This window comes from Sphingopyxis terrae subsp. terrae NBRC 15098 (assembly GCF_001610975.1).
GTDB classification, from domain to species: Bacteria; Pseudomonadota; Alphaproteobacteria; order Sphingomonadales; family Sphingomonadaceae; genus Sphingopyxis; species Sphingopyxis terrae_A.
Map to the genome: position 1 here is coordinate 3,272,813 of NZ_CP013342.1, position 24,123 is coordinate 3,296,935.

General features: G+C 64.5%; 21 protein-coding genes and 1 tRNA gene. 12 read left to right on the top strand and 10 right to left on the bottom strand.

What is annotated here, in order from left to right:
• The first annotated feature begins 78 nt into the window (after positions 1–78).
• The 3 genes from AOA14_RS15570 to AOA14_RS15580 are packed head-to-tail and all read left to right on the top strand — an operon-like array spanning position 79 to position 4,080.
• Positions 79–762: an RNA polymerase sigma factor gene (locus tag AOA14_RS15570; RefSeq protein ID WP_313906801.1), complete on the top strand. Its 684-nt coding sequence runs from the start codon at positions 79–81 to the stop codon at positions 760–762.
• Positions 752–1,693, top strand: coding sequence for a FecR family protein (locus AOA14_RS15575; RefSeq protein WP_062902452.1), 942 nt, complete (start codon positions 752–754; stop codon positions 1,691–1,693). Before AOA14_RS15570 ends, AOA14_RS15575 begins: the two co-directional genes overlap by 11 nt.
• 2 nt (positions 1,694–1,695) lie before the next feature.
• Complete coding sequence (locus AOA14_RS15580) at positions 1,696–4,080, top strand: TonB-dependent receptor (RefSeq protein ID WP_062902453.1); 2,385 nt, start codon at positions 1,696–1,698, stop codon at positions 4,078–4,080.
• Positions 4,081–4,102: 22 nt separating this feature from the next.
• Here the strand turns inward: AOA14_RS15580 and AOA14_RS15585 are convergent, their stop codons facing one another.
• Entirely contained in the window at positions 4,103–5,242 is a 1,140-nt protein-coding gene (locus AOA14_RS15585) for an acyl-CoA dehydrogenase family protein (protein WP_058811631.1), read from the bottom strand.
• 111 nt (positions 5,243–5,353) lie between these two features.
• A complete protein-coding gene (locus AOA14_RS15590; protein WP_062902454.1) occupies positions 5,354–6,547 on the bottom strand; it encodes an acyl-CoA dehydrogenase family protein in 1,194 nt (397 codons plus the stop codon).
• A 170-nt stretch (positions 6,548–6,717) separates the two neighbouring features.
• On the opposite strand from AOA14_RS15590, the gene AOA14_RS15595 reads away from it, so the two are divergent.
• Positions 6,718–7,794 (top strand): MBL fold metallo-hydrolase, encoded by a 1,077-nt coding sequence (locus AOA14_RS15595; protein ID WP_062902455.1) that lies wholly within the window; start codon positions 6,718–6,720, stop codon positions 7,792–7,794.
• Positions 7,795–7,860: 66 nt separating this feature from the next.
• Here the strand turns inward: AOA14_RS15595 and AOA14_RS15600 are convergent, their stop codons facing one another.
• The 6 genes from AOA14_RS15600 to AOA14_RS15625 all read right to left on the bottom strand — a co-directional run bounded on the left by AOA14_RS15600 (position 7,861) and on the right by AOA14_RS15625 (position 13,711).
• On the bottom strand, positions 7,861–8,226 hold the full coding sequence (locus AOA14_RS15600; protein WP_202988286.1) for a hypothetical protein: 366 nt from the start codon (positions 8,224–8,226) through the stop codon (positions 7,861–7,863).
• A gap of 113 nt (positions 8,227–8,339) precedes the next feature.
• Positions 8,340–9,140 carry a PAS domain-containing protein gene (locus AOA14_RS15605; protein ID WP_238929674.1) on the bottom strand — a complete coding sequence of 267 codons (801 nt, stop codon included), beginning with the start codon at positions 9,138–9,140 and terminating at the stop codon, positions 8,340–8,342.
• Positions 9,141–9,330: 190 nt separating this feature from the next.
• On the bottom strand, positions 9,331–10,953 hold the full coding sequence (locus tag AOA14_RS15610) for a TadG family pilus assembly protein (protein WP_062902458.1): 1,623 nt from the start codon (positions 10,951–10,953) through the stop codon (positions 9,331–9,333).
• 2 nt (positions 10,954–10,955) lie between these two features.
• On the bottom strand, positions 10,956–11,315 hold the full coding sequence (locus AOA14_RS15615; RefSeq protein ID WP_082819954.1) for a TadE/TadG family type IV pilus assembly protein: 360 nt from the start codon (positions 11,313–11,315) through the stop codon (positions 10,956–10,958).
• Positions 11,316–11,576: 261 nt separating this feature from the next.
• Positions 11,577–12,455 (bottom strand): glutathione-dependent disulfide-bond oxidoreductase, encoded by an 879-nt coding sequence (gene yghU / locus AOA14_RS15620; RefSeq protein ID WP_003044038.1) that lies wholly within the window; start codon positions 12,453–12,455, stop codon positions 11,577–11,579.
• A 77-nt stretch (positions 12,456–12,532) separates the two neighbouring features.
• On the bottom strand, positions 12,533–13,711 hold the full coding sequence (locus tag AOA14_RS15625; RefSeq protein WP_062902460.1) for a CaiB/BaiF CoA transferase family protein: 1,179 nt from the start codon (positions 13,709–13,711) through the stop codon (positions 12,533–12,535).
• A gap of 142 nt (positions 13,712–13,853) precedes the next feature.
• On the opposite strand from AOA14_RS15625, the gene AOA14_RS15630 reads away from it, so the two are divergent.
• From AOA14_RS15630 to hspQ, 3 genes are all read left to right on the top strand, one after another.
• Positions 13,854–17,090, top strand: a complete 3,237-nt coding sequence (locus tag AOA14_RS15630; RefSeq protein ID WP_062902461.1) for an amidohydrolase family protein — start codon at positions 13,854–13,856, stop codon at positions 17,088–17,090.
• Between the two features lie 91 nt (positions 17,091–17,181).
• A tRNA-Ser gene (locus AOA14_RS15635) sits at positions 17,182–17,271 on the top strand.
• 89 nt (positions 17,272–17,360) lie between these two features.
• Positions 17,361–17,744 (top strand): heat shock protein HspQ, encoded by a 384-nt coding sequence (gene hspQ / locus AOA14_RS15640; RefSeq protein ID WP_062902462.1) that lies wholly within the window; start codon positions 17,361–17,363, stop codon positions 17,742–17,744.
• A gap of 33 nt (positions 17,745–17,777) precedes the next feature.
• On the opposite strand, the gene AOA14_RS15645 is transcribed toward hspQ, so the two are convergent.
• Positions 17,778–18,662 carry an ABC transporter permease gene (locus tag AOA14_RS15645; RefSeq protein ID WP_003044048.1) on the bottom strand — a complete coding sequence of 295 codons (885 nt, stop codon included), beginning with the start codon at positions 18,660–18,662 and terminating at the stop codon, positions 17,778–17,780.
• A gap of 108 nt (positions 18,663–18,770) precedes the next feature.
• Between AOA14_RS15645 and AOA14_RS15650 the strand changes: the two genes are divergently transcribed.
• Entirely contained in the window at positions 18,771–19,466 is a 696-nt protein-coding gene (locus AOA14_RS15650; RefSeq protein WP_062902463.1) for a GcrA family cell cycle regulator, read from the top strand.
• Positions 19,463–19,861, top strand: coding sequence for a PaaI family thioesterase (locus AOA14_RS15655; protein ID WP_062902464.1), 399 nt, complete (start codon positions 19,463–19,465; stop codon positions 19,859–19,861). Before AOA14_RS15650 ends, AOA14_RS15655 begins: the two co-directional genes overlap by 4 nt.
• 57 nt (positions 19,862–19,918) lie before the next feature.
• Here the strand turns inward: AOA14_RS15655 and AOA14_RS15660 are convergent, their stop codons facing one another.
• Positions 19,919–20,764, bottom strand: coding sequence for an outer membrane protein (locus tag AOA14_RS15660; protein WP_062902465.1), 846 nt, complete (start codon positions 20,762–20,764; stop codon positions 19,919–19,921).
• A 182-nt stretch (positions 20,765–20,946) separates the two neighbouring features.
• Here AOA14_RS15660 and parE point away from each other — a divergent pair, with 182 nt between their 5' ends.
• The 3 genes from parE to AOA14_RS15675 all read left to right on the top strand — a co-directional run bounded on the left by parE (position 20,947) and on the right by AOA14_RS15675 (position 24,123).
• Positions 20,947–22,926 carry a DNA topoisomerase IV subunit B gene (gene parE, locus AOA14_RS15665; RefSeq protein ID WP_062902466.1) on the top strand — a complete coding sequence of 660 codons (1,980 nt, stop codon included), beginning with the start codon at positions 20,947–20,949 and terminating at the stop codon, positions 22,924–22,926.
• A gap of 82 nt (positions 22,927–23,008) precedes the next feature.
• Positions 23,009–23,533: an RNA polymerase sigma factor gene (locus AOA14_RS15670; RefSeq protein ID WP_003044063.1), complete on the top strand. Its 525-nt coding sequence runs from the start codon at positions 23,009–23,011 to the stop codon at positions 23,531–23,533.
• On the top strand, positions 23,530–24,123 hold the full coding sequence (locus AOA14_RS15675; protein ID WP_062902467.1) for a hypothetical protein: 594 nt from the start codon (positions 23,530–23,532) through the stop codon (positions 24,121–24,123). The genes AOA14_RS15670 and AOA14_RS15675 overlap by 4 nt, the downstream gene beginning before the upstream one ends.

The window sequence follows — 24,123 nt, forward strand, 5'->3', positions numbered from 1 at the left end:
TCGCAGCCGCAAGGGGGAGGCACTCCCTACCCCCGCCTCCCCCTTGCAAAGGCCGACAGAATGACAACCCCCGGAACCATGCCGATGCGCGCGTTCGCACTGGTACCGGTGCGTGGCCGCGCTCGACCGCGGTTGCAAGCCTCCTCGCTGCCGCTATATGGCGGCATCAGCGGGGGGGCGTATGGTGCCGGTCGGGCGGGCCGGGATCGAAAAGGAATGGCGTTCCGAAACAAGTTCAGAATGACCGAGGCAAATGACCGATCCGACGCGGCCCACGGCATCGAGGGCGTCCTGCTCGCCAACCGCGACCGGATCATCCGGTTTCTGACGGTTCGCGGCGCGGGCGATGCTGCCGAAGATCTGTTTCAGGATTTGTGGATGCGCCTGACCGAACGCCACAGCGGCCCTGTAGCCGACCCGCTCTCTTATGTCATGCGCGCGGCCAATAATCTGATGCTTGACCGCTATCGTTCGGTGCGTCAGAGCCAGTTGCGTGACAAGGCGTGGGGCGAAGCGAGCGCGGCGCAGAAACCCGGCGCCGAGGCGGTGCTTATCTCGCGCGAGCAATTGGCAATGACCGAGCGCGCCATCGCTGCGACCGGCGATCGCCCGGCACAGGTCTTTCGTCGATTCCGCTTCGACGGGGTATTGCAACGCGATATCGCCGCCGAAATGGGCATCAGCATAAGTACGGTGGAGGCCGATCTCCGCAAGGTCTACGCCGCGCTCGCTGCCGTCAGGAGGCAATTCGATGCCGGCTGACCATGTGACCGCGAGCGAAGCCCAGGCGATCGACTGGATCGTCCGCCAACGCGCGCCCGACTTTGCCGATTGGGACGGCTTTGCCGACTGGCTTGCCGAGGACCCAGGACATGCCGAAATCTACGACGCGTTGGCGAGCCTCGACCTCGATCTCGATGCGTTGCCCCCCGCTGCGCCGTCGGTATCCCCGGCGAATGATCCGGCTGAACTCGATCGGGGCATGCCGCGTCGCTGGTGGCTTGGCGGAGCGGTCGCCGCGGCGATCGTCGGGGTCGTCGCCCTCCCCTCGCTCGACCTGTCGGGCGGCCGGAACGTGATCCAGACCGCCGCGGGTGAGCATCGCACGATCACCCTTGCCGACGGCTCGCGGATCGAGATCAACGGCGGCTCGACCCTGCGGCTCGACAAGGACCATCCGCGCTTTGCCCGGCTGGAAAGCGGCGAAGCGATGTTCCATGTCGTGCACCGCACCGACAGCCCTTTCGTCGTCGAAACGGGCGGAACGCAGATCATCGATCTCGGGACGGCCTTCAATGTGGTGCGCGCCGGCAATCGGACCGCGGTCGCGGTTTCGGAGGGCGTCGTGCTCTATTCCCCCGATCGCAGCAAGCTGCGCCTGGTGGCTGGGCAAGCGATCGACGCGCGCGACGGCGATACGCAGCCGCCACGCATACGGCGCGTCGGTACGGCCACGGTCGGTGGATGGCGGAGCGGCCTGCTGGTCTATGACGGCGCGGCGCTTCAGACCGTCGCCGACGATCTGAAGCGGACGGCTGGGATATCCGTGCAGATCGATCCCTCGGCGTCGCGCTTGTCGTTCCGCGGTACCCTCGTCGTCGACAAGGCGAGCGATCGCACCGTGGCCGACCTTGCGGCGCTGTCGGGCGCCAAAGCCGAGCGGCGCGGCGATGGCTGGGTGGTCAGCCGCTGACGATGCACGCGCGCCTGTCTCTTGCGCTGGGACTCGCGACTATCATCCTGCCCGCGCAGGCGATGGCGGCTGAAGAACGCGCGTTCGACGTGCCGCGCGCCAGTCTTTCGACCTCGCTTCCGTTGCTCAGCCGTCAGGGCGGTGTCAGCATCAGCGTCAGCGACCCGGCGCTGTGGCGGACGCGGATGCGCCCGGTGCGCGGGCGGATGTCGGTCGACGAAGCGATCCGGCAGATGCTCGACGGCACCGGCGTGCGCGCAGTGCGGGTCAGCGCCACAAGCTGGCGAATCGAGAAGCAGGTCGCCCCGCGCTCCGTACGTCGCCCGCCCCCGCCTGCGGTGCCTGCGGCAGCGCCGCCACCCGAAGCGCCGCCGTATGAATTCATCGTGACCGCGACAAAGGCCGACCTGCCCTATTCCAGTTTTGCGGGCGTCGTCACCCGGATGGATGGCGACGATCTGGCATTCGGCGGCGAGCGCGGTACGGAATCCATCCTGTCGCGAATGGCCACCGTGTCGTCGACCCATCTGGGCTCGGGCCGCAACAAGCTGTTCATCCGCGGAATCGCCGATTCCAGCTTCACGGGGCCGACACAGGCAACCGTCGGGCAATATTTCGGCGACATTCGGCTGAGCTACAACGCCCCCGACCCCGACCTGCGCCTCTATGACATCGACAGCGTCGAGGTGCTCGAAGGGCCGCAAGGCACCCTCTACGGCGCGGGATCGCTTGGCGGCATCATCCGCGTCGTGCCGCGCGCACCCGACGCGCGAGAGGCGAGCGTACAGGCGATCGCCGGTCTGACCGCAACCCAGCATGGCGAACCGGGCGGCGACATCGGCGCCATCGCCAATGTCCCGATCGGCGACAGCGGCAGCGCACTGCGCCTTGTCGGCTATATGATCACCGATGGCGGCTATATCGACAATTCGCTGCTCGGCCAGAATGACGTCAATCGCGTCACGGTGCGCGGCGGCCGCGGGACATTGCGCCTTGTCCCGGCGGCCGACTGGACCGTCGATATCGGCGGCGTCTATCAATCGACGACCGCCGACGATGCCCAGTATGCCGACAAGGATGCACCGCCGCTGACGCGCAATTCGCTCGTCGAGCAGAATGCGCGCGGCCGTTACGGGATGGGCACGCTCGTCGTTACACGCGACTGGGACAATCTGCGCCTGCAATCCTCGAACGCCTATATCGATCACCGGCTTTACGAGCGCTTCGACGCCACCCCCGCGGGCGGCGACCCGCGCGTTCTGGACCAGTTCAACGATACGCGCATGTGGGCGAGCGAGACGCGATTGTCGCGCCCCTATAGCGATGGTTGGGGTTGGGTGGTCGGCGCGAGCATCGTCGACAATGAAACGCAGCAGCGCCGCGAATTCGGCGGCATCCAGATGCGGTCGGCACTGACCGGCGTCACCAACCGCGTTACCGAATATACCGGCTATGGCGAGCTGACGGCCGAACTTTTGCCCGATGTGATTGCTACGGCGGGGCTGCGTTACTCGCACGCACGCTTGGGCGGAAGCGGCGAAGACGTCGCCCTCGCTCTGGCGCTCGCAGCGTCGGGCAAGGCGATCACCGCGCATCGCAACGAAAGCGACCTTCTTCCTTCCTTCGCCATTCTCGCGCGGCCGCTATCGAACCTGACGCTTTATGCGCGGTATCAGGAGGGGTTTCGGCCCGGCGGCCTTGCCGTCGACGGCAATTTCGTCCGCCGTTATCGCAACGACCGGGTTCATACGTGGGAAGGCGGCATAAGGCTCGGCGAGCGCGGCCGCACCCCGTTCGATGCCAATATTTCGGTATCGCACACGCGCTGGTTCAACATTCAGGCCGACTTCATCGACGGCAACGGCTTTCCGACGACCGCCAACATCGGCGATGGGCGTATCACCAGCATCTCGGGTTCGCTCGCCGTCCGCGTGACGCCCACTCTCTCCTTCGATCTGGGCGCGGTCTATAACCATAGCCGCGTCGATGATCTGGCTCCCCAAATCGCGCTGGTTGCCGATTTTGCGCCGGGCCGGCTGGGGCGGATCCCCAATGTCGCAAGCCATGCGGTGCGCGGAGCGATCACCTATGCGGCGCCCGTCGGCGACGACGAGGAAATCCGGATCAACGGCTGGGCCAACTATATCGGACCGTCGCGGCTCGGGATCGGACCGGTGCTTGGCGAGGGCCAGGGCGATTATGTCGATACCGGCCTTGCGATGCGGCTCGGCAACGGGCGGCGCGGCCTGTCGGTGACGCTGACCAATCTGCTCGATTTAAAAGGGAATCGGTTCGCGCTCGGAACGCCCTTCGTCGAGGGGAGCCCCGGCTATCTGACGCCGCTGCGGCCGCGGACGCTGCGGGTCGCCGTCGACATCGCTTATTGAGCGCGATGCCGACGGCACACCCTCATTCGGCGAGGGTCAGTTGCTCGAACCTGTCGAGGTGATAGTCAGCGCTGCCGAACTGCCCCTCGATCATCGTCGCACGCTTGAAATAATGGCCGATCGCCAGTTCCTGCGTGATGCCGATGCCGCCGTGCGTCTGGATCGCATTCTGGCCGACGAATTTCGCGCCGCGGCTCACCTTCGACTTGCACGCAGAAACAGCCGCCTTGCGCGCATCGGCCGCGAGGTCGAGCTTCAGCGTGCCCATGATCGTCATCGACCGCGCCTGTTCGACTTCCATGAACATGTCTACCATGCGGTGCTGCAGCACCTGGAACTTGGCGATCGGAACGCCGAACTGCTTGCGTTGCTGGGTATATTCCAGCGTGCCTTCGTGCAGCTTCTGCATCACGCCGGTCGCCTCGGCACAGACCGCGACGGTCGCTTCATCGACGATCTGTTCGATCAGCGGCAGCGCGGCGCCTTCGCCGCCGAGCAGCGCATCGCCCGGGACCGCGACATTTTCGAAATAGATTTCCGATGCGCGGTTGCCATCGACGGTGGGATAATCGCGGCGCACGATGCCGGGAAGATTGGCGTCGATCAGGAACAGCGACACGCCATCCTGGTCGCGCTGGCCGCCGCCGGTCCGCGCCGTGACGAGCAGATGGGTCGCCCAAGGTGCGGCATAGACGACGCCCTTGTGACCGTTCAGGACATAGCCCGCTCCATCCTTCTTCGCAGTCGTGCGTAGATTGGCGAGATCATAGCGCCCCTGCGGTTCGGCGTATGCAAAGGCAACGATGGCGTTGCCGCCGATGATTTCGGGGATCATCGCATCGGCCTGCGCGCCGCCAACGGCCTTCAACGCGCCGCCCGCGATCACGACGGTCGGCAGATAGGGCTCGATCCCGATGACCTTGCCCAGTTCCTCCATGACGATCGCATTTTCCAGCGCCCCGCCGCCAAGGCCGCCCTGTTCTTCCGAAAAGGCAGCGCCAAGCATTCCGAGTTCCTGCGCCAGCGCCGTCCAGATCGCCGGATCGCGCCCGCTGTCCGAATTGATGAACTTCTGACGCGTCTCGAAATCATAGGTGTCCGAGAGGAAGCGCGACAGCGTGTCGCGGATCATGTCCTGCGTTTCGGTATAGGTGAAATCCATTGTCGTTATCCTCGATTTCATCGTCATCCCGGCGAAAGCCGGAATCTCACCGCCGCATCATGGCAACAGGTCGAGATCCCGGCCTCCACCGGGATGACGTTGATTATGTGATCAGAGTCCCAGAACCATCTTCGCGATGATGTTGCGCTGGATCTCGTTCGACCCGCCATAGATCGTGGTCTTGCGCATGTTGAAATAGGTCGGCGCGGCGCGGTGTGCATAGTCGGGACCGATCGGGTGCTCGTTATCGCCTTCCCCGAAGCCGCGGAAATAGGGCGCCCCGTAATGGCCGACCGCTTCCAGCGTCAGTTCGGTGAGCCGCTGCTGGATTTCGGACCCCTTGATCTTGAGCAGGCTCGATTCCGGTCCCGGTCCCTTGCCGGCATTGGCGCCGGCCAGACTGCGCAGTTCGGTGAATTCAAGCGCGGTCAGGTCGATCTCCAGTTCCGCGACCTTGCGCTTGAAGAAGGGGTTCTGAAGCAGCGCCTTGTCGCCGTCGAGTTCGGTGCGCGCGATCGCCTTGACGCGTTCGACGCCGCGCTTCGACGAGGCGACACCGGCGATGCCCGTGCGTTCGTGCGCGAGGAGGAATTTGGCGCAGGTCCAGCCTTTGTTCTCCTCATAGACGCGCTGCTCGACCGGCACGCGCACGTCTTCGAGGAAGACTTCGTTGACCTCATGCTCGCCGCCGAGCGTGATGATCGGACGCACGGTGATGCCGGGCGACTTCATGTCGATCAGCAGGAAGGAAATGCCCTCCTGCTGCTTGGCGTCCTTGTCGGTGCGAACTAGGAAAAAGCCCCAGTCGGCATGCTGCGCCATCGTCGTCCAGGTCTTCTGGCCGTTGACGACATATTCATCGCCGTCCCGCACCGCGACGGTACGCAGCGAGGCAAGGTCCGATCCCGAACCGGGCTCCGAATAGCCCTGGCACCACCAATCCTCGCCCGACAGGATGCGCGGCAGGAAGCGCGCTTTCTGTTCGGGGGTTCCGAAGGTGTAGATGACCGGGCCGACCATCGACAGGCCGAATGGCATCAGGCGGATACAATCGGCGCGCGCGGTTTCTTCCGAAAAGATGAAACGCTGCGTCGGGGTCCAGCCGGTGCCGCCATATTCGACCGGCCAGGCCGGCGCGACCCAGCCCTTTTTGAAGAGAATCTTGTGCCACGCAAGGAAGTCTTCCTTGGTCAGTTCATCCCCTTCGTCCTGCTTGCCGCGCAGCTCGGCGGGGTAATTTTCGGCGATGAAGTCGCGCACTTCCTTCTGGAAAGCGAGATCTTCGGGGCTGAACTCCATGTCCATTTTCTGATTCTCCCTTGGGCTATGGCGCCCTTATAGAAAGCGCTCACGTTTACGTAAAGGTAAGTTGCGCGACGAAACGCAGTCGTCCGGAGACTGCGCCGAACATCGGCCCTTGTCCAGACGCCCGCGTCGTCGCATGAAAGGAGCGGACCAAGGGGCGGGAGAGGAAAATGCGGAAATCTTTGCGGCTGCTCGTCGCGCTTGCGGTGCTGATCGCGCTGTGCGGCGGCGCGGCAATGCTGTTCCAGCAACAGATCGGCATGTGGGTGTTCAAGCGCGGCGTCGAGCGCGGCGTCGGCCGCGACCATCTCGCCGGTCTGCCCGACGGTCTGCATGTGGCGCTGTGCGGCACCGGATCGCCGCTCCCCAACCGCGATCGTGCTGGCGCCTGTACGGTGGTGATTGCCGGCAAGGCGATGTTCGTTGTCGATGCCGGCGAAGGCGGCGCGCGCAACATCTCGCTGATGGGGCTGCCCAATGGCCAGATCAAGGCGCTGTTCCTGACCCATTATCATTCGGATCATATCGACGGCATGGGTCCGATGATGCTGCTGCGCTGGACGGGCAGCGGCAACAAGGCGCCCCTGCCCGTCTACGGCCCGACGGGACTCGATCAGGTGATCGGCGGCTTCGACGCGGCCTATGCGCTCGACAATGGCTATCGCACAGCGCACCACGGGCCGGTCGTGACCCCGCCCGCCGCGGCGGGTGCGACGGCCCTCCCCTTCGCGACGCCCACCGAACCGGTCGTCGTCTATGAAGCGGACGGCCTCCGCGTGACCGCCTTCCCGGTCGATCATCGCCCTGTGCAACCCGCGGTCGGCTATCGCTTCGATTACAAGGGGCGCAGCGTCGTGCTGAGCGGCGATACGGCGCCATCGAAAATGGTAGAACGGGTTGCCAAGGGCGCCGATCTTCTGGTGCACGAAGCGCTGCAACCCGAAATGGTCAAACTGATCGCTGCGCAGCTCAAGGCGTCGGGCCGACCGCAGACCGGGCAGATCATGGACGACATCCTCGATTATCACGCCAGCCCCGCGCAAGCGGCGGACAGTGCGAAGGTCGCCGGGGTGCGAATGCTCGTCCTCAGCCACATCGTCCCGCCCTATCCGTCGCGCTACCTTGACGCCGCGTTTCTAGGTGATGCGAAGCGGCGCTATCCGGGGCCGATCGTCGTCGGCGAAGATGGCGACTTTTACTCGCTTCCCGCGGGCAGCACCGCGATCACGCGGGGGAACTGGTTCTAGCAAATCGGGGACGGGAGTCGGAATGGCGGAGAGCGACCGGTTGCGGACGATGCCAGATGGCCGCGCCTATCGCCTCCGCTGGTGATACATCACGATAACCAATTGTAGCTTGCCGTCATCTGTCCAGCCGTATCGATCTACCATGTTCTGCGGCTGCGGGAGCTCGTTAAGAAAGTGGGCCACAACTTCAAAAGAGCATTCCGGCGCGGCGATGTAATAGTCGCACCGCACATTATTCACAGACACTAAAACGGGCTTCTGCGACGGGCGAGACGCAAATCGAGCAAATCGTGGGCCGTAGTCCGTTTCCCACTGCAAGCGGATATAGGCGGCAACCTCGTCAGACGTTGGAAGCCTCTCTTCTGCACGAGCCTGCTCCATCGAGATTGCATAATTTGCACACCCGGAAAAGCAAAGCAGGGCGAGGACCATTGGGACACTCTTCATTCGCCTAGATGTAGCAGGCATAGGCCGACTTTCCACCCAGTAACCGCCGTTCGCCGCCGATTTGGAGGGAATGACCGGAATCGATCGTTATCGACCGCTCACCCCGCCCGCGGCGACCTTGGTACCGCCACGACCACCGCGCCATCGCTGGCATAGGCGCCGCGCCGTTCGGCGATCGACAAGGTTACGGGCACCGCCTCGCCTTCGCGGCTGATCAGCTCGGCCTCGACGCGCGCGGGTTCGCCGGTGCGGAATACGGTTTCGAGCGCTTCGGCAAAGCAGCGCCGCGTCGCGATCGACAACAGCGCCGAAAAGCGCACGCGCCGGATCGCCAGCGCGTCGACGCCTACCATCGAAATCAGCGCAGAATTGGCGTCCTCGATCGCCTCGCGCACCGAAAGGCGGGCGTGGCCGATCATTCCCTGCGCCTCGATCGCCGCAATCGTCGCGGCGCGCGTGTCGCCTTCGACCGCCCCCTCGAAGGTCGCGCTTGTGTCGCGAAGGATCATCGCGCCGCCCGCGGGAACCGGCACCAGGTCGACGCGCAGCCACTGGCGCGGATGCAAAAGACCAGGCACCTCGCCCGCAAAGCGTTCGCGGCATTCGATCAGCCGGGCGACATGGCTCGCCGCCAGACTTGCCCCGAAACCCGGAAATATCTCGACCAATTGGCGCCCGAGCAGATCGTCATCACCGGCGACCAAATCGCGCGCGGCGGGGTTGAGCGCCACGATGCGCCGGTCGCGATCGAACAGCAGCACCGCATCGCGGATCGCCTCGACGAGGTTCGCAAGCGAGGCCTGCAGCGCGTCGACCGCTTCGCCGCTCGCGGGCTTGCGCAGCCGCCGGTAATCATCGTGCGAGATCAGAACGTGCGCGTCCTTTCCATGGTGTGTCACTACAACCGGCCGCCGCGCCGACCGGAGCCGCCAGCTTGCAAATCCCCGGATGAAGTCCGCCGCCGATACCCGTTCGGGTTCCTGTGCCGTCGCCAAATTCGCCTCCCCTTCGAAGCCATGGACATATTATGGGAGGAACGCGGGGCGGCTGGCGGCGCGGCGTACCGGCAATGGCGCCGAAACGGAGCGATCAGACCAATCGCGCCTTGCCGCACCGCAGCGCGTTGACCCGCGCATCCGCCTCGCCCAGATGCAGCCCCAGCGTCGCGGTGACGCTTTCAAGCACGCCGTCGAGCACGGGCGCGGCCAGCCCGACCGTGTCGCCGACAAGGCTGGTCAGCGCCTTGGCGTTCAATCCGATCCCGAGGATGTTGACCGACAAATCCATCCGATCGGCGAGTGATTTGGCGGCGCCCGATACCAATCCGCCGCTTTCGACCGTCTTGACGCGGCCAACGTCGATGTCGTCGCGCGTGAAGCGTGCGGGCTTTTCGGAAAGATCGGACAGCACCAGTTCGGCCTTTGCGTTTACGCTCGCGAGCGGCAGGCTGAGCAGCTTGACCGGCTGCGGGTTCAGTGGGCGCTGTATATTCTGAAAATCGATCGCATTGACCTTGCCGATCGACAAGGTTGCGGGGGCCGTCTTGATCCCCAGTGTTACCGCGTCGCTGCCGTGGTGGCAGTCGATGTCCGAAATGCGCGCTTCGGCCGATCCCAATTCGGTATAGACCGGGATATCGATTGCGGCGAGCGGCGTGTTGACGCTCGCCGCCAGCTTGAGCCTGACCTGCGCAGTGCGCACGATGACGTCCTGCTTTTCGGTCACCGAGATCAGCGGCGAGTTGGCCGGCGGCTCGCCGATCATCAACGCCACATCGATCCCCGAACCCCCGGGAATGGTGACGCCGGTCGCAAGATCGAGCTGGCGATTGGCGTTGGCGAGCAACAGCATCGTTCGCACCATGCTGAGCGCGTTGACCTTCACCGGATTGGCTGGGTCGATCCGGATGCTCGATGCGCGCGGGCCGAGGTCGATTGCGCGCGACGGCAGGAGGCTACGCGGCAGTGCCGCATCGGCGAGCGTGCCGATCGCTTTTGCCGCCTGCCCGTCGCTTGCCTTGGCGAGCGCGCCCAGCACTTGTGGTAAGGTCGCCTGGGTATCGAGCGTCTGGCCAAAGGTCAGCACGTCGGCATCGAGTTCGGTGCGCAGCGCGTCGGAAAAAGCGAGCAGATCGATGTCGGCATCGGCCAGCGCCTTACAGTCCATTAGGTTCAGATTGACCTGACTCCCCGTGAGCGCCGACAGCAGCGCATTGCGCAGACCGCCGTGCACCGCGGCGACGCGCGAGCCGAGCGAGAACGCGGCATAGCCCTGCCGCGCGGCGGTGGCGCTGGCATATATGACGCTATGGTCGCGTCCGGTCAGAAAGCGCCCGAAGAACAGCGGACGCTCGCGGGTGAGCACGACATGGATTGCGTTGGGAGTGTAGCCGCCGCGGGCGAAGCGCTGTTCGGCGGCTATGCCGGGATCGGCGGTATAGGTTCCGGCTTGGAAGGCCGATATGGTGATCGCGCAATTGCAGTTGGCGGCGATGATCCGGTCGGCCGCCGCCCGTTCGTTGCCGGGGCGTCCCGCCGCCGCCAGCGCGGCGGCATCGGCGATGCCCTGAAGCTTGCGGCGGTCGAGATAGAGCGATCCGAAGTCGACCGCCAGCGCCGCCGAGCCGATCAGCATCGTCATCGCCAGCGCCGATGCGATGCTGATCCCGCCGCGCGTATCGCGCGCCAGCTTTGCGAGGATGCGCCGGCGCATCGTCAATCCGCCGGCAGTTCGAAGGTCGCGCGGGCGCTGATCACATGGCCGGGCGCCGGAACGAAGGAGGAGCGGAGGAAATGGTCGGCGGGAACGGTGTAGGTCAACGCGACGGTCACCGCCTCGCTTGTCTCACTGACCGCTATCGTGCGGTTGGCGGGGCTGTAATCGCCGATGCTCGCCATGCTGCGATCAACCGCGCGGATCGCCACCGCCCGGCGATCGGCGGCGTCGAGGCCGACAATCGCGGCGCGCGCGCCATCGTTCGCAGCTTGCTGCACATTATGTGCGAGGAGGAAATATTGCCCGTAGATCAGGATGCCGATGAGCAGCGTCAGAAACAGCGGCAGCACCAGCGCCATTTCGACGATCGCCGCCGCCCGCTCGTTGCGGGCCAGACGCAGAACCTCGCGAATGACCGTCGGGCGGCGGGCGATGTTTTGGGGGGTATGGACCTGTCATGCGGCCAACATGACCGCTGCGCGTCAAGCATCGCTCAAAGGCGGCGTGTGGGAATTTTGCGCAATTTACCGAATATGGGCGCAGCGGTCGGCGGCGAAATGCACGGCACGCGGGCAGAAGTTAACGATCGCCCGCGCGCCCCGCATGCAAAATGCGCAAAATTATCCGTTCGCTGCCTGCAGCTTGTCCTCAGTGCGGAGGTCGAAATCCGACGCATCGTGGCGTTCGCGCAGCTGGGACGCGGGGTCGCCCATCACCCGATTGACCATGCGCCCGCGCTTGACGGCAGGGCGCGCCGCAAGCTGATCGGTCCAGCGCTGGACATTCTTGTAGTCCTGCACCTGCAGGAACTCGCCGGCGTCATAGATCAACCCCTTGGCAAGCGCGCCGTACCAGGGCCAGATCGCCATATCGGCAATGCTGTAATCGCTGCCGGCGATATATTCATTGTCGGCCAGACGGCGGTCGAGCACATCCATCTGGCGCTTCACTTCCATCGCATAGCGGTTGATCGGATATTCCTGCTTGAAGGGCGCATAGGCATAGAAGTGGCCGAAGCCGCCGCCGAGAAAGGGCGCGCTTCCCATCTGCCACATCAGCCAGGACAGCGTTTCGGCGCGCTGCGCGGGATCGGTCGGCAGGAAAGCTCCGAACTTTTCGGCGAGATGGATCAGGATCGCGCCCGATTCGAACACCCGGATCGGCGTGTCGCCGCTGCGATCGACGAGCGCCGGGATCTTGCTGTTCGGATTGGCGTCGACGAAACCGCTCGAAAACTGGTCGCCCTCGCCGATGTTGATCAGCCACGCATCATATTCGGCGCCCGAATGACCCGCCGCGAGCAATTCCTCCAGCATGACGGTCACCTTCACCCCATTGGGCGTACCCAGCGAATAGAGCTGGAGCGGATGCTTGCCGACTGGCAAATCCTTGTCGTGGGTTGGGCCAGCGATCGGGCGGTTGATGTTGGCGAAACGTCCGCCGCTTTCCTTGTCCCAGCTCCACACTTTCGGCGGCACATAGTCATTCTGGTCGGCCATCGGACACTCCTGCGCTAGATTTCGGTTGTGGTTCGCAACTTAGGAAGGCGATGTTACCCCGTCCACCGCAAGGCGGATCAAATAATCCTTTGCGCGCGCAAAGCGGAAATGCTGGCGGCATCATAACCAAGCTCCGCAAGGATCGCGTCGCTATGTTCGCCCGCCTGCGGTGCGCGCTGCGCTGTGACCTTTGCCGCATCCGACAACCCGATCGGCGCGCGAATTACCGGCGCCGGCGCGGGAGAGCCGGGATAGGCAAGCGGCTCGATCAGGCCCATCGCGGCCACCTGCGGGTGCGCCAGCGCTTCGCCGGGCTTCAGGATCGGCGCGGCAGGAACGCGCGCGGCGCCAAGCTCGGCAATCGCCGCGTCGGTGCTGCGTTCGATGCACCAGCTCTGCATGATCGCGCTTAGTTCGGCACCATTATCGCCGCGGTCGATGTCGCTTGCGTATCGCGGATCGTCGACCAGTTCGGGGCGCCCGACCAGCGCCGCCCAGCGCGCGAAGATCGCGCCGCCGACGATCTGGGTAACAATCCAGCCGTCGCGGGTGCGAAACAGATCGGTGGGCGCCGAGCTGAAACTGCGATTTCCCATCGGCTGACGTTCGATCCCGTTGATCGCATGATCGATCGTCAACGCATTCGAAAAGGCCAGCGCGGTGCCGAGAAGCGAACCCGAAACGCACTGCCCCCGCCCCGTCCGCTCGCGTTCACGCAGCGCCACCATGACCCCGAAGGCGCCGTGGAGCGCAGTGCCGAAATCGACGTAATTGACCTGCGCGCGATAGGGCTGGTCGGGCGTGCCGGTCAGGTGAATCGTCCCCGACATTGCCTGACCCACCGCGTCGAAGCCCACGCTCCCCGAAAGCGGCCCCTCGCTGCCGAAGGCCGACGCGGTTGCAAGAATGATGCGGGGATTGATCGCCGACAGGCTTTCATAATCCAGTCCAAGCTTGCTCAGCACATCGTGCGGCAGGTTGGCGATCACGACATCGGCGCCGGCGACCAATTTGCGTACGATCTCGCGGCCCTCGGGCGTTCCGGGCTTCAGGCTCAGGCTCCGCTTGCCGCGCGCCATCTGCATGAACATCGCGCCCGATCCATCCTCGGCGACGGGCACGGTAAAACGGTCATCATTGCCGCCGGGCGCCTCGATCCGGATGACATCGGCGCCATAATCGGCGAGCAAGGCGGCACAATAGGGGCCCGCAATATAGCGCCCGAAATCGAGCACGCGTATTCCCGTCAGCGGCACAAATCTCTCCCAGTCCTTTATTGCTACCTATCGCGCTAGCAGCCGTCCGTCGACGCCGCCAGCGGCTTCGTCGAAAGCGGCGGCTTGCGCTTTGCGGGGAGCGCCATATGCTCACAGCATAATTACAACAGGGGATAATTTCATGGCGCGCATTGCACTCGCCCTGGCCGCGACTCTGGCCTGTTCGACATCGGTTTTCGCTCAACAAGCAGCCACGCCTGCGGCCGACGCAAAGCCCGAAAAATGGGACGTCAACGCGCCGCCCGGAATGGTAACGCACAAAGTGCCGATCGCGGTCGACGAAGGCAGCTGGATGAACATCGATGTCGCGCCGGATGGCAAGACGATCGCCTTTGACCTCCTCGGCGATATCTACACCATGCCCATCGCGGGCGGCACGCCCACCCGTATCGCCGAAGGGCTCGCTTATGAGCATCAGCCGCGGTTCTCGCCCGATGGCAAGCGCATCGCCTTCGTCTCCGACCGCGGCGGCGGCGACAATATCTGGATCATGAACCGTGACGGCAGCGACAAGCGCCAGCTGTCGAAGGAAGAATTCCGCCTGCTCAACCAGCCGAGCTGGAGTCCCGACGGTGAGTTCATCGTCGCCAAGAAGCATTTCACCACCGGGCGCTCGCTCGGCACCGGCGAAGTCTGGCTCTATCATGTGTCGGGCGGGGCAGGCGTTCCGCTGGTCAAGCGCCCGAACGAGCGGCATCAGAAAGAGCTGGGCGAACCGATTTTTGCGCCCGACGGCAAGCATGTCTATTACACGCGCAACGTCACGCCGGGGCCGATTTTCGAATATGCGCAGGACAGCAACACCGACCTGTTCCATATCGAACGCTATAATCTCGACACGGGAGAGGTCGACACCGCCGCATCGGGCGATGGCGGCGCGGTGCGCCCCACCCCCTCGCCCGACGGAAAGAAGCTCGCCTTCGTCCGCCGCGAGGGCGCGCAGTCGAAACTCTACGTCAAGGATCTGACCTCGGGCGCCGAGAAGAAGGTCTATGACGCGCTCGATCAGGATGTGCAGGAAACCTGGGCGGTCACCGGCGTCTACCCGAATATGGCGTGGACGCCCGATAGCGGAGAAATTCTGTTCTGGGCCGGCGGAAAGCTGCGCCGCGTGGCCCCCGGAGGTGGCGATGCGCGGATCATTCCCTTCCAGATCGACGATGACCGCGTGATCATCGATGCGACGCATCCCGTGGTCAAGGTCGCACCCGACAGCTTCCAGACCCAGATGCCGCGCTGGGCCGAAGTCTCGCCCGACGGCAAGCAGGTGGTTTTCGAGACGCTCGGCAAGCTTTGGGTCAAGCCCGCGACGGGCGGCACCGCGCGCCGGTTGACCGCGGACAAAAGCGCCGCGTTCGAACTCTGGCCGAGTTGGTCGTCCGACGGCAAGCAGATCGTCTTCGTGCGCTGGACCGACGCCGGTCTTGGCGAAATCCATACCATCGCTGCAGGCGGCGGCGCGTCGCGCAAGGTGACGAGCGTCCCCGGCCACTATGCCGAACCGCGCTATTCCCCGGATGGTAAGCTGATCGCATTCGAGCGCCGTTCGGGCGGCGGCTTGACGTCACAGCGCTGGGGCGACGACCCCGGCATCTACAGCGTCGCAGCGACCGGGGGCGCCCCCGTCCGGATCACCGACAGTGGCGCCAAGCCGCAGTTCGGCACCGATAGCGACCGGATCTTCATGGTCGCGTCGGGCGACGGCAAGAACCAGCTGGTCAGCACTGACCTCAACGGTCAGGACAAGCGCGTTCATGCCAGCGGCGACCTGGTCAGCGATTATGAAATTTCGCCCGACGGCCGCACCCTCGCCTTCCGCGAGAATCATGATGCCTATGTCACCCCGCTGATGCCCGGCGGTCAGGACGTATCGCTTTCGACCAAGAGCGGCGCCCTGCCCGTCACGCGGATCAGCGGCAGCGGCGCCGACTATATGCATTGGTCGGACGGCGGCCGGCGTCTCCACTGGACGCGCGGCGCAACGCTGTTCAGCGCCGACCTGGGCGCAATGTTCGCTGACGCTCCCGGCGACGACCGCGCGGTGAAATTCACGCCGCCCACCGAAGGCGTTTCGCTTTCGATGACCCAGGCTGCAGCGAAGCACAAAGGCGTCGTGGTGATCACCGGCGCCAAAATCGTGACGATGGCGACCAAGGACGGCGGCATCATCGACAATGGCGCGATCGTCATCGACGGCGACCGCATCGTTTCCGTAGGGCCCGCGGGCGCCGTGACCGTTCCGGCAGGCGCGGTGACGGTCGATGCGACGAGCAAAACGATCGTTCCGGGCTTTGTCGATGCCCATGCCCACGGCCCGCATGGCGATGACGAGCTGGTGCCGCAGCAGAATTGGTCGGAGATGGTCAACCTCGCGATGGGAACGACGACCAGTCACAACCCGTCGTCGCGCGCGTCCGAAATCTTCGTGTCGTCGGAAATGCAGCGTGCCGGCCTGATCCTCGCGCCGCGCATCTTCTCGACCGGCGAGATCATCTACGGCGCCAAGGCGGCAGGCATCTATGCCGAAATCGACGGCTATGAAGACGCTCTGGCGCATGTCCGCCGCCTGAAGGCCCAGGGCGCGCATAGCGTCAAAAACTATAACCAGCCCCGCCGCGAACAGCGACAGATGGTGGTCAAGGCCGCGCAGGCCGAAAATATGGCGGTCGTGCCCGAGGGCGGCTCGCTCTACACGATGGACCTGACGCTCATCCAGGACGGCAACACGACCGTCGAGCATAATATTCCGCTGCACACCTTCTACAAGGATCTGGTGCAGCTGTGGGGCCAGACGAAGACCGACTATACCCCGACGCTGGTGGTGACGTACGGCGGCCCTGCTGGCGATCCCTATTGGCGCGCGCATACCAATGTGTGGGAACAGCCGATCCTCGCGCGCCACATCCCGCCTGCCATTCTGGCGGCGGACAACAAGCGCCGCGTGATTGCGCCCGAAAGCGACTATGTCGACGATGATTCGGCGCGCGAGGCGGGCAAGATCGCCGCGGTCGGCCGCAACGTGTCGATCGGCGCGCACGGCCAGCAGGCCGGCGTCGGCGCGCATTGGGAGATATGGTCCTTCGTACGCGGCGGTTGGAGCAATATCGATGCATTGCGCGCCGCAACGATCATGCCGGCCACGGCGCTCGGCTATGCAAAGGACGTCGGCTCGCTCGAGGCCGGCAAGCTCGCCGACCTGCTGATTCTCGATGCCGATCCGACCGAAAATATCCGCAACACCGAACAGATCCACCGCGTGATGCTCGGCGGACGGCTCTACGACCCGATGACGCTCAACGAAGCCGAAACCGGCAATCGCAAGCGCGATCCCTATTGGTGGGAGGCCGACCGGCCCTGATGCACCGGTGAAAAATGGCGGCGGGACGCAATTTTGTGACGAAGGGGTTGCAACATATGCGGACCGCCGCTAGGGGCAACCGCCTCAGCGAGGAGAGTTGGCTGAGTGGTCGAAAGCGTCGCACTCGAAATGCGAAGTGCCGGCAACGGTACCGAGGGTTCGAATCCCTCACTCTCCTCCATTTTTCCCCATGTTTCGACCCGTGGCGCGGGCCGTCGCGGGACTGGGGAATGGACTTGAATCCCCCGCGGATCGTCATAAGTTAACGACATGACGATCAAGAATACTTCCCTGCCCGATACGCCCGCCGCCGCTATATCCGCGCCGCTGATCGAACGCGCGCGCTTTGCGCCGGGCGATATCGTGCGGCACCGGATGTTCGATTTTCGCGGCGTCGTGTTCGACGTCGATCCGGTCTTCGCGAACAGTGAGGAATGGTATCAGGCGATCCCCGAGGCGATCCGCCCGGCCAAGGAACAGCCCTATTACCACCTACTCGCCGAAAGCGAGGACAGCGCCTATATCGCCTATGTCAGCCAGCAGAATCTGGTGGCCGACGGCGACGAAGGGCCGGTCGATCACCCGCAGGTCGAGGCGATGTTCGACGGGCTCGATCGCGGTCGCTACCGCGTCCGCTCGATCCACCGCCACTGACCTGACCGGCCCTCGCGGGTCGGTGCGGACTCTTCAGGCCTTGAGCTTCCAGCCTGACGCCAGAAGACGATAGGTGATGACGCCCAGCAGCGCATTTACGCCGATAAGGAACAGCGCTGCGGTCGCGACCGGATTGGCAATCGTCGAATCGACCGTGCCGATGAAGCCGTACCGGAACCCCATGATCGCATAATAGACGGGGTTGCCGTGCGCGACCGACTGGAACCAGGGGGCGAGCTTGTCGACCGAGTAGAACGTCCCGGACAGCAGCGCGAGGGGCGTGACGACGAAGTTGGTGACCGCGGCGGCATGATCGAATTTTTCGGCCCACACCGAGGTCAGCAGCCCGAGGAAGCCCAGCATCATCGCCCCGAGGACGCCGAACAGCGCGACCGCCCATGGATGCTGCGGGGCGACGTGGACGCCGGGCCAGAACAGCATGGCGGCCCAGAGCGCGATACCGACAAGGATCGCGCGCGTCACCGCGGCGCCGACAAGCGCGATAATCAGCTCGCCCACGGCGAGTGGCGGCATCAGATAATCGACGATTGTGCCCTGAATCTTGCCGACGAGGAGCGAGAAGCTCGAGTTGGCGAAGCTGTTCTGCAGCATCGCCATCATGATCAGGCCGGGGGCAATGAAGTCGGCAAAGGGAACGCCGATGACGCGGCGACCCGCACCGCCCAGCGCGACGGTGAAAATGACGAGGAAAAGGAGTGTCGTGACCGCCGGAGCCCAGATAGTTTGGAGCTGGACCTTGAAAAAGCGCCGCACCTCCTTGACATATAGCGCCTGCATCCCCGGAACATTGAGCGTCCGGATATGCGGGACACCGGGTTCCGCGAAATGCGGCGCGGCACGGAAATCGCCTGAGCCTGTGCCCGACTCCGGGCGCGAAATTTGGGGCTGGTCGTTCATGGCGTTCTCGCCTATCGCCTCCCCGATCTTACCGCAAGCTGGGCTGTGACTGCGCGCGTCCTTTCGGGAATGCGATCCGCCCGCGGCGTGGAATGATGAGGAATAAAGATGTCATGGACTGATGAGCGCATCGAACAGTTGCGCAACATGTGGGAAAAGGGCCTGACCGCCAGCCAGATCGCCGACGAGCTCGGCGGGGTCAGCCGCAATGCCGTCATCGGCAAGGCGCACCGTCTGGGGCTGAAATCGCGCCCGTCGCCGGTCAAGGCCACCGACAAGCCGGTAAAGGCGCCCGCGCCCAAGGCGGCGGCGCCCGCTGCACCCAAGCCGGCGGCCGCGCCTGCTGCACCCCGTGCTGCCGCACCGGCGGCTCCGCGTCCGGCAGCTGCACCGCCCAAGGCCGAACCGAAGCCGGTTGCCTCCGATGCCTCGGCCCCGGAAACCGACGCGCCATCCAAGCCTGATGCGCCGCGCATCGTCTCGATCGGCCCGGGAGGCTTCATTCGTCAGGGACCCGGCGACCAGCAGGCTCCGATTCCGCCGGCGCCGCCGCGCCGCCTTGTGCCCGCAAAGCCGAGCCCCGAGATCGCCGACAAGACCAGCCTGCTCGATCTCAACGATCGTATCTGCCGCTGGCCGATGGGCCATCCGGGCGAGCCCGATTTCCATTTCTGCGGTGAGGCGGTGAACCCCGGCTTCCCCTATTGCGTCGAACATTGCGGACGCGCCTATCAGGCACAACTGCCGCGCGGGACGCGCCGCCCGCCGCCGCCGCCGCCCTTCGGGGGGCCGCGCGTCCGGTGAGGCCGTTCGGACAGGATTTCGAATTCGCGCGCTTCATGGGGTTCGAAATGGTCGAACGCGGCGATGGTCGATGCCGGATGGCGATCGACATCGACCGCGCGCGGCACTTCAATCCGCAGGGCGTTGCGCATGGCGGCGTCGCCTATTCGCTCGCCGATACGGCAATGGGCGGGGCGCTGACGAGCCAGATGCCCGACAGCAAATGGTGCGCGACGCTGGAAATCAAGTTCAACTATCATGTCGGCGTGCGCGAAGGCCGGCTGATCTGCGATGCGAGCGTGCTGCATCAGGGCAAACGCATCGCCAATATCGATGCGCGTCTCTATCAGGACGACCGGCTCGTCGCGAGTGCCAACGGTAATTTCGCAATCTTCGACGCCCCGCTCGACCGATAGACTGACCTACGAAAAGGCGCCGGATCGCTCCGGCGCCTTTCCTTCATTTCCAGCCTGTTAAAAACGGAAGCTCAACGTTCCGCGAACGCTGTGCGTCCGGAAATGCGGATCGCTGCGCTGGATATTGGTGCCACCGCCGTTGAGGAGGAACGGGTTGGTTGCGGGCGCGCTGCCCGCGCCGACGTTCACCACATAATCATCGTCCTTCACGTCGGTGTAGAGATATTCGAGCCCGACCGCGATGTTGTTCGTGACCATCACCTCGGCGCCGCCGCCGGCGGCATAGCCCCAGGCGTTGGTCTTGCCATTGTCGGCAAAGCTGTTGGCGGTGTTGGTCGTCGTAAAGCGGTTGTCGAGCCGCGCATAGGCCGGACCGCCAGTGACATAGAAGAGCGCGCCGCCGCCGGGCGTATAACCCGCGCGCAGGCGGGCGCTGGCCTGCCAATCGGCTTCGCGGCTCATCGTATAGCTCGCGGGGGTGGTCGAAAAGCCGGTGACGCTATCGCGGGCGACGCTGTGACCACCCTCGATCAATGCGCCGACGACGAAATTGCCCATACGCTTGTCGAGCCCGAGCCGACCGAAGAATTCGGGGCCGTCCTTGTCGTTGCGGCAGCCGACGTTCGCGGTGCCTGTCGCGGCGCCATTGCAGAAACCGGGGGAGAAAGCGTCGGCGCCGGTCGAAGTCGTGACCTGATCGCCGTAGGTGCCGTCGCGATCGGTATCGAAGACGAGCGTTTCACCGCGATCGCTGCCCTGCAGCGTCGCGCCGCCGCCGACCGAGACATAGGGGCCGTTGAAATCCTGCGACCTGTCGCGCACGGTGGATCCGCTGTCCTGAGCCATGGCCGGGACAGCCAGCATCGTCGCCGCCGAAGCGACGAGGAGAGAGGCGAGTTTCATATATTTTCTCCACTTTTTGAGTGACTTTGCAGTCACCCGATCAACCCGCCGGCTTTCGGCGAAGTTCCTGCCTGTGCTGAAAACGGGATGAGCCGAGCGGCAGGAAATCGGTCCGCGCCGCGCCCTGGATCGCCCGAAAACCGCGCTTGCCAGCGCCCTTCCCAGCCCCCTATAGCAAGGCCATGAGTCACGATTTGTTCGACAGCTCCGCCCCCGCTACCGAAAGCTACAACGCCTCCCAGATCGAGGTGCTGGAAGGGCTCGAACCCGTCCGTCGCCGTCCCGGCATGTACATTGGCGGCACCGACGAGCGTGCGCTGCATCACCTTGCCGCCGAAGTTATCGACAACAGTATGGACGAAGCCGTCGCGGGCCATGCGACGCGGATCGAGATCACGCTCGACGTCGGCAACCGGTTGACCGTAGTCGACAACGGCCGCGGTATGCCGGTCGATCCGCATCCGAAGTTTCCGGGGAAATCGGCGCTGGAAGTCATATTGACCATGCTCCATTCGGGCGGGAAGTTCGAGGGCAAGGCCTATGCGACGTCGGGCGGCCTGCACGGGGTTGGGGTCAGCGTCGTCAACGCGCTTTCGATCGAAACCATCATCGAAGTTGCACGCTCCAAACAATTGTATCGTCAGTCTTTTTCGCAAGGCCTGCCCTTGGGCCCGATCGAGGAACTGGGGCCCACGCCGAACCGCCGCGGTACCAGCGTGACCTTCGTGCCCGATCCCGCGATCTTCGGCGAACATGGCCGGTTCAAGCCGCAGCGGCTCTATCGCATGGCGCGATCGAAGGCCTATCTTTTCGCGGGGGTCGAAATCCGCTGGAAATGCGCGCCCGAACTGATCGGCGACGACACGCCCGCAGAGGCGGTGTTCCAGTTTCCGGGCGGACTCGCCGACCATCTGAAGGAACAGATCGGCACACGCGAATGCGCCACCGCCGAACCTTTCGTCGGGCGGCAGGAGTTCCCCGATGAACAGGGACGCGCCGAATGGGCGATCGCCTGGCCGCTGTGGTCGGATGGCAGCTATAGCTGGTATTGCAACACCATTCCCACCCCCGCAGGCGGCACGCACGAAGCCGGGCTGCGCGCTGCACTGACCAAGGGGCTGCGCGCCTTTGGCGAGTTGATCGGGCAGAAAAAGGCGGCACAGATCACCGCCGAAGATGTCTTCAACGGCGGCGAGATGATGCTGTCGGTCTTCATTCGCGACCCCCAGTTCCAGAGCCAGACCAAGGATCGGCTGTCGAGCCCGGAGGCCGCGCGCCTCACCGAATATGCCGTGCGCGACCATTTCGACCATTTCCTCTCGGACAATATGGATCGGGGCCGCGCGCTCCTCGGGCTGATCCTCGAACGGATGGACGAGCGGCTCAAGCGCAAGGCGGAACGCGAGGTCAAGCGCAAGACCGCGACCAGCGCGCGCAAGCTGCGCCTGCCCGGCAAGCTGACAGATTGTTCGAACAACGGCCCGGAAGGCACGGAATTATTTATCGTTGAGGGCGACAGCGCCGGCGGTAGTGCCAAACAGGCGCGTGATCGCAAGACGCAGGCGATCCTGCCCATTCGCGGCAAGATATTGAATGTCGCCAGCGCCAGCGCGGACAAGATCCGCGCCAATCAGGAAATCGCCGATCTTGCGCTCGCGCTCGGCTGCGGGATGCGCAAGGATTGCGATGCCGACCGCCTGCGCTACGACAAGATCATCATCATGACCGATGCCGACGTCGACGGCGCGCATATCGCGACGCTGCTGATGACCTTTTTCTTCCAGGAAATGCCCGACATCGTCCGCACCGGCCATGTCTATCTGGCGCAGCCCCCGCTTTACCGCATCACCGCGGGAGCAACGTCGGCCTATGCGCGCGACGACGCCCACCGTGCCGAACTCGAAGCGACCCTGTTCAAGGGCAAACGCGTGGAGGTCGGACGCTTCAAGGGGCTGGGCGAGATGAATCCCAACCAGCTCAAGGAAACGACGATGGACCCGGCGACGCGGTCGTTGCTCAAGGTCACGCTGCCGCAGGAGTATGAGGAGCGGCAGATCGTCAAGGATCTGGTCGACCGGCTGATGGGCAAGCATCCCGAGCATCGATTCCAGTTCATTCAGGCCAATGCCGCGACACTGGACGAGGCGGCGATCGACGCCTGAAGCGAATTTTTCGCCTCCCCTGTCAGAAACACGCGCCGCCGGCGACTAACCGGATATTGGCACGGGCTTTTGGGAGATCGGGGTGACCGGAAAGGCGCAAGACAGGCTGTTCGAAGAGGCGATCGACCGCTTCGGCGGCGCTATCGCCCGCATGGCGCGCGGCTATGAAGCCGATCCCGAACTGCAACGCGACCTTCTCCAGGAGTTGCAGGTCGCGCTTTGGCAGAGCTTCGCCCGCTTCGATGCCCGCTGCGCGATGAGCACTTGGGTCTGGCGCGTGGTGCATAATCGCGCCGCCTCGCACGTCGCCGCCCAAGCCCGCAAGCGTCGGCGGCCGTGGGTCGATATCGAGGATCTGGCGCTTGCCGATGAAGCCCCCTCGCCCGCCGAGCGCGCCGAGACCCATCAGGCGCTCGCCTTGATGCTGGCTATCATCGACCGGCTCGGACCGCCCGACCGGCAGATATTGCTCCTTTATCTCGAAGGGATGCCAGCGGCCGAAATCGCCGACGTCACGGGCGTGTCGTCCGAGGCCGTCGCAACCAAGGTCCATCGCTTCAAATCCATGCTCACGCGCCGTTTCGTCGGCCTGGGAGATGCAACATGACCGATTTTTCCGACGACATGACCCTTCACACCCTGTGGCAAAGCGATACGGCCGCGTTCGACCCGATGCCGGTCGAGGAAGTCAGGCGCCGCGCGTCGCGGCTCGGCGACATCGTCGCCCGGCGAAATCGCCGCGAATATATGGCCGCCGCCATCGTGATTGCGGGTTTTGCCGTCTATGCCGTGCTCCTTCCCGGCCTGCTGTTCAAGCTGGGCAGTCTGCTCGTGATTGCCGGGACACTGTTCGTCAGCTGGCAGCTAACCCGCCGAACCTCGCGTCCCGATCCGGCGGCAGAAGCCGCGGACATCCGGTCCTATTACCGCGCGCGCCTCGTTCGTGAAGAGCATATGCTGTCGCGCGTCGGGCGCTGGTATCTTGCACCTTTGCTGCCCGGTATGCTGCTGTTCATGACCGCACAGGCGCTGGATGACCGTTATGGCATGGTTGGTAGCACGGTGCTGATCGGCGGGCCGTTGCTGCTTTTCGGGGCCATCTGGCTCCTCAACCGGCGCGGCGCCGCGCTGCTGCGACGTCAGATTGCGCGGATCGATCGCGATCCGCCCGCCCCTGTTCCCGAACAAGGAGAATGA

Coding starts and splice junctions, on each gene's coding strand:
- AOA14_RS15580 (WP_062902453.1), top strand. CDS start 1,696: ATGCACGCGCGCCTGTCTCTTGCGCTGGGACTCGCGACTATCATCCTG.
- AOA14_RS15630 (WP_062902461.1), top strand. CDS start 13,854: ATGGCGCGCATTGCACTCGCCCTGGCCGCGACTCTGGCCTGTTCGACA.
- AOA14_RS15615 (WP_082819954.1), bottom strand. CDS start 11,315: ATGGCGCTGGTGCTGCCGCTGTTTCTGACGCTGCTCATCGGCATCCTG.
- AOA14_RS15600 (WP_202988286.1), bottom strand. CDS start 8,226: ATGGTCCTCGCCCTGCTTTGCTTTTCCGGGTGTGCAAATTATGCAATC.
- AOA14_RS15675 (WP_062902467.1), top strand. CDS start 23,530: ATGACCGATTTTTCCGACGACATGACCCTTCACACCCTGTGGCAAAGC.
- AOA14_RS15575 (WP_062902452.1), top strand. CDS start 752: ATGCCGGCTGACCATGTGACCGCGAGCGAAGCCCAGGCGATCGACTGG.
- AOA14_RS15650 (WP_062902463.1), top strand. CDS start 18,771: ATGTCATGGACTGATGAGCGCATCGAACAGTTGCGCAACATGTGGGAA.
- parE (WP_062902466.1), top strand. CDS start 20,947: ATGAGTCACGATTTGTTCGACAGCTCCGCCCCCGCTACCGAAAGCTAC.
- AOA14_RS15595 (WP_062902455.1), top strand. CDS start 6,718: ATGCGGAAATCTTTGCGGCTGCTCGTCGCGCTTGCGGTGCTGATCGCG.
- AOA14_RS15585 (WP_058811631.1), bottom strand. CDS start 5,242: ATGGATTTCACCTATACCGAAACGCAGGACATGATCCGCGACACGCTG.
- AOA14_RS15570 (WP_313906801.1), top strand. CDS start 79: ATGCCGATGCGCGCGTTCGCACTGGTACCGGTGCGTGGCCGCGCTCGA.
- AOA14_RS15645 (WP_003044048.1), bottom strand. CDS start 18,662: ATGAACGACCAGCCCCAAATTTCGCGCCCGGAGTCGGGCACAGGCTCA.
- yghU (WP_003044038.1), bottom strand. CDS start 12,455: ATGGCCGACCAGAATGACTATGTGCCGCCGAAAGTGTGGAGCTGGGAC.
- hspQ (WP_062902462.1), top strand. CDS start 17,361: ATGACGATCAAGAATACTTCCCTGCCCGATACGCCCGCCGCCGCTATA.
- AOA14_RS15660 (WP_062902465.1), bottom strand. CDS start 20,764: ATGAAACTCGCCTCTCTCCTCGTCGCTTCGGCGGCGACGATGCTGGCT.
- AOA14_RS15590 (WP_062902454.1), bottom strand. CDS start 6,547: ATGGACATGGAGTTCAGCCCCGAAGATCTCGCTTTCCAGAAGGAAGTG.
- AOA14_RS15610 (WP_062902458.1), bottom strand. CDS start 10,953: ATGCGCCGGCGCATCCTCGCAAAGCTGGCGCGCGATACGCGCGGCGGG.